Consider the following 4,291-nt stretch of genomic DNA (forward strand, 5'->3'; position numbering starts at 1 on the left):
ACAGTATTTTAGCTCAAAAACTTAAAGGAACGCTGTCATCTCGACCAGCGGGAGAGATCTTGGATAAGACAACTCTTTACTGGTAAATTTCCAGGATTTCTCCCGCTGGTCGAAATGACAGCCTACTTTACTAAAAAAGGCCTCAGAGTGAATTATGAGGCCTTTTTTAATAATTATCCCACAAAAAAAATTCGGGATGACTCATGTTTTTTATCTATAGGGTATAAACGAGTACGGAAGGCTAATCCCTGCGGGACAGCAGCACTGCGGCTGCTGTAAGTACCGCGGCCCCAACCGCCATTTTGGTGATTAGGCTTGATCGGTTAAATTTCCAATCGGCCCCCAGCCCTTTTTCGGCAAAGATGTTGGGAATATGGCCCTTGAACAGATCCTCTACAATGCCCTCTACCACATTTACGCGGTCGGCCAGGATCAGGGGCAGCCAGTGGCCATACTCATTTTCACTCTGCTTAAAGGCCATACGGCGAATCATGCCGCTGAGGCCCGAAGGGGGAGCCGAGGTACCAAAGACAGCGGTTACATTGGGACGCTCGATGGAGTGCAGCACCTCGATGCCGATGGGCTGCTGCGAGGGGCGCTCCCAGGTATATCCCTTGTGCTCATCGTTTGTGCGTTTTTTGATAGGGTAGGTGGGGTCGTTCTTGGGATCAGCGTCTATGCCCCACCCCTTGATGTGTTTATATTTTTCTGGTGTATTTTCCATGATAGGTTTGGGTTTAGTTTCGGGCAGAGGGGGGTATGAGAACAGTTTTAACACAGTTGTCCAGCTTTTCGGAGAACATCCGGTAGGCTTCGGATACTTCCTCCAGCGGAATGCGGTGGGTGATAAGTCCCTTGGCATCGATCACCCCATTCTGCACATGCTCGATTAGCTTGGGCAGCAGGCGCTTTACGGAGGCCTGGTTGGCGCGTATGGTGATGCCTTTGTTCACCACATTGCCAATGGGCACCAGGTTGTCGGTAGGGCCATATACGCCTACAATAGAAACAATACCCCCTTCTTTACGGAGTTGATGGCCCAGTGCAGAGCCGTGGCCGAGCCGGCCTGGATCAGCAGCTTGCGGCCGGTGATGGTCTGCAGCGCATTGCCGGCCGCTTCAGCGCCTACGGCATCAATGCAGACATCAGCCCCCATCCAGTCTGTGGTCTTTTTGGCAAAGAGCACCACATCGCCCAGCTCCCGGAAGTTATAGGCCTCGCACTTTGCATAATTTTTGGCAAACTCCAGGCGGTACTCTACCTCATCAATAATGATCACCCGGCCGGCGCCAAAGAGCCAGGCACAGCGTGCGGCCATAATGCCCACGGGGCCGGCGCCAAACACCATTACCGTATCGCCGGGTTGTATGCCTCCCATTTCGGCGGCCTGGTAGCCGGTAGGCACCACATCGGTTAGCATAACGGCATCGTCAGGGTCCATGCCCTCCGGAATAACGGTGGGGCTTACATCGGCATAGGGAACACGGGCATATTCGGCCTGTCCGCCATCATAGCCGCCGGCTGTATGCGAATAGCCAAAGATTCCTCCAACGGCTGTTGCCTGCGGATTAGACTCATGGCAATTGCCAAAAAGCCCCTGTTTGCAGTACCAGCACTGGCCACAGGCTATATTAAAAGGCACCAGCACATGGTCGCCCACCTTCAGCTTTTTAACCTCAGGGCCAATCTCCTCTACAATCCCGGTAAACTCATGCCCGAAGGTCATGCCCACGCGGGTATCCGGCACTGAGCCATTGTACAGGTGAAGATCGGAGCCGCAAATGCAGGAGCGGGTTACGCGCACGATGGCATCCTGCGGATGCAGGATCTCCGGCATGGGCTTATGATCGATCCGGACCCGGAGGGGCCCGCGGTAATTCATTGCAAGCATAAAAAAATCTGGTTTTTCGAGTGATGTAAAAAATGGGGAGTGGCCTTGGCAGGCTCATAACCCCTTATTTTTGAAACAGATAGCCCTGCTGAATGTTTTTTTGCACTGGCAGGAAGGGATAAATCCAGATGTGCCCCATAGACAAAGAAAGTAAGCGGCAGATCTTTCAATGGCCGGCTGGAAACGGAGGATAGGGGCGTTGGAAGCAGAAAAACAGACAAGGATCATACGGGGAGCAGATCTGGATCATAGCCTGAATGCCTGCGGCTTTAGATATTAGGAATACCTGATTTTTTAAGGCTATGAAAACTATAATTGCCACCACCGACTATTCCAATGCCGCCAATAACGCGCTGGAATACGCTGCTGCCATCGCCGGACATGTACGCGCTAAACTTATCCTGTTCAATGCGTTTCATCTGGCCATACCTGCAACCCCGGCGCCCCTGGTGTTGCCTGATATCACTGAATTGATCCGCGATAACGAGCTGCGCCTAAATGCCATTGGAGAACGTCTGGCCCGGCAACACGGCATAGAGGTAAGCTGCCATACCAGTACGGCACTTTTTAAAGAAGAACTTGATAAACTGGTACGCCACTATCAGGCCGATCTGGTTGTGATGGGCATGCGGGGCGAATCGCTAAGCCGCAAGCTGTTTGGCAGCCTTACCACCACCGTCTTGTATCATGCCGCCTATCCGGTGCTGGTGGTGCCAGAATCGGCTACCCACCAGGGCCTGCTCAGGATTCTGTTTGCCTGCAAACGGGCGTACCTGACCCCCTATCACAATCTGGGCATCCTGCAGGAGATTGCCAGGGCTTATAAAGCCGATGTGCAGGTGCTGCATGTGGAGACTCAGGAAGAAATGCACAGCAGCGATAAAGGGAATACACAGCATGGTACCCCCAACATGGAACAGCTGCTAAGGGGCATCCATCATACCTATAAATTTATTGCCGATGAGGATGTGATCAGCGGCATAGAAAGAGGAATAGAAGAAAGCAAGGCCGATCTGCTGGTGATGGTACCCCATAAGGCAGATTTCTGGGATACCATATTAAACCGCAGCCATACCCGACGGCTGGCGCTGAATACCACCATTCCGCTCCTGGCGCTGCCCAACCAGACGAAGAAGCAGCTGGCACGGGCAGCCCGTAATCAGAAGCCTGATGTAAATGTATAGCCACCGCCCGCACCAGGCCGTTCAGCAGATGCCTTTGGTCACCCCATTCGGAGCCTGCAGTGCCCAGTTGGATCAGGCTGATGGGTGAAGAGCCTGCAACTGCTGGCGGGCCTGCTTCGGGTAGTGCAGTAAGCGTATCGCATAAACCAGACCAGCCATGCCTAAATACATTCCTGATAGGGCAACTGCCGCCAACTGGCAGCGCCACCTGGTGCTGACAGGGGTACTGTGGTTTAGTCTGCTATCGGCCCTGGCCCAGCAGGGGAGTATGCCGATGAGCCTGGGCAACTATCCCCAGCTGGGGAGCCAGGCCGGACTACAGCGTTTGGTCAGCAGCCGGCAGCAGGCTACCCTTGTGCATTTTTATGCCAGGCGGGAGTACCGGCTTGCCTGGTTTGGGCGCTGGGGCTTGCGCTCTCCGGCCGACTCCCTGCTGCTGCTGATTGGCCAGTCGACTGACCAGGGCTTGCTGCCGGCTCACTATCATCAGGAACGCCTGCAGACGCTCTTTGCGCTGATCAGCCAGCATCAGGCTACAGCCCTGCAGGTAGAGGAGGCAGATTACCTGCTGAGCGATGCCTTTTTTACCCTGGCCCTTCACCTGCAAAAAGGACGGTTTGTTCCGCATACGGGGGTGCCAGCCAGGCAGCTTTTGCCAGCCGATGAGCCGCTGGCCGCTCTCCTGGAAATAGGGCTTCATGAAAATAATCTTCGCCAGCAACTTCTGGAGCTGGAACCGCAGCATGCGCAGTACCGGCTGCTAAAGGCAGCCCTTGAGCAGAGGCTGAAGCGATACCGAAAGCTGCAGCAGCCAGGTCCAAGGCCCCCCGCAGCAGAAGTGCTGGCCCTGGAGCAGGAGATGCGGCTACTGGCCGTAAACCTGGAGCGCTGGCGCTGGGAGGCCCGCTCATTTCCCTATACTTACCTGCTTGTAAACCTGCCAGCTTATAAGCTGCAGGTACTTGAGGGGGACATGCCCGTCTTTTCATCCCGCGTGACATTGGCAAACCCTCCACCCCCAGCCCGGTGCTGGAAAGCCGCATCGATTGCTTTCTCATCTATCCCTACTGGACGGTGCCCCGTAGCATTGCCGGTAAGGGGAAATGCTCGCCCAGGCTAAGAAAAAAGATCCGGACTATCTGCGCAGGGGGGGCTTTGAGGTGCGTGGACCGCCAGGGGCGCCTGGTAGAGCCGCAGGCCATAGACTGGAGCCAGT

Annotated in this window: 3 protein-coding genes and 1 pseudogene; 2 read left to right on the forward strand and 2 right to left on the reverse strand. The window is 54.9% G+C overall.

Annotation, left to right across the window (positions count from 1 at the left end; translation table 11 throughout):
• Positions 1-241: 241 nt before the first annotated feature.
• On the reverse strand, positions 242-724 hold the full coding sequence (locus ADICEAN_RS20290; RefSeq protein WP_009197548.1) for a hypothetical protein: 483 nt from the start codon (positions 722-724) through the stop codon (positions 242-244).
• Between the two features lie 13 nt (positions 725-737).
• Positions 738-1,891, reverse strand: a pseudogene (locus tag ADICEAN_RS20295) (zinc-dependent alcohol dehydrogenase).
• A 302-nt stretch (positions 1,892-2,193) separates the two neighbouring features.
• On the opposite strand from ADICEAN_RS20295, the gene ADICEAN_RS20300 reads away from it, so the two are divergent.
• Complete coding sequence (locus ADICEAN_RS20300; protein ID WP_009197551.1) at positions 2,194-3,075, forward strand: universal stress protein; 882 nt, start codon at positions 2,194-2,196, stop codon at positions 3,073-3,075.
• 157 nt (positions 3,076-3,232) lie between these two features.
• On the forward strand, positions 3,233-4,195 hold the full coding sequence (locus ADICEAN_RS20305; RefSeq protein ID WP_009197552.1) for a L,D-transpeptidase scaffold domain-containing protein: 963 nt from the start codon (positions 3,233-3,235) through the stop codon (positions 4,193-4,195).
• Positions 4,196-4,291: the final 96 nt, after the last annotated feature.

This window comes from Cesiribacter andamanensis AMV16 (genome assembly GCF_000348925.1).
GTDB lineage: Bacteria > Bacteroidota > Bacteroidia > Cytophagales > Cyclobacteriaceae > Cesiribacter > Cesiribacter andamanensis.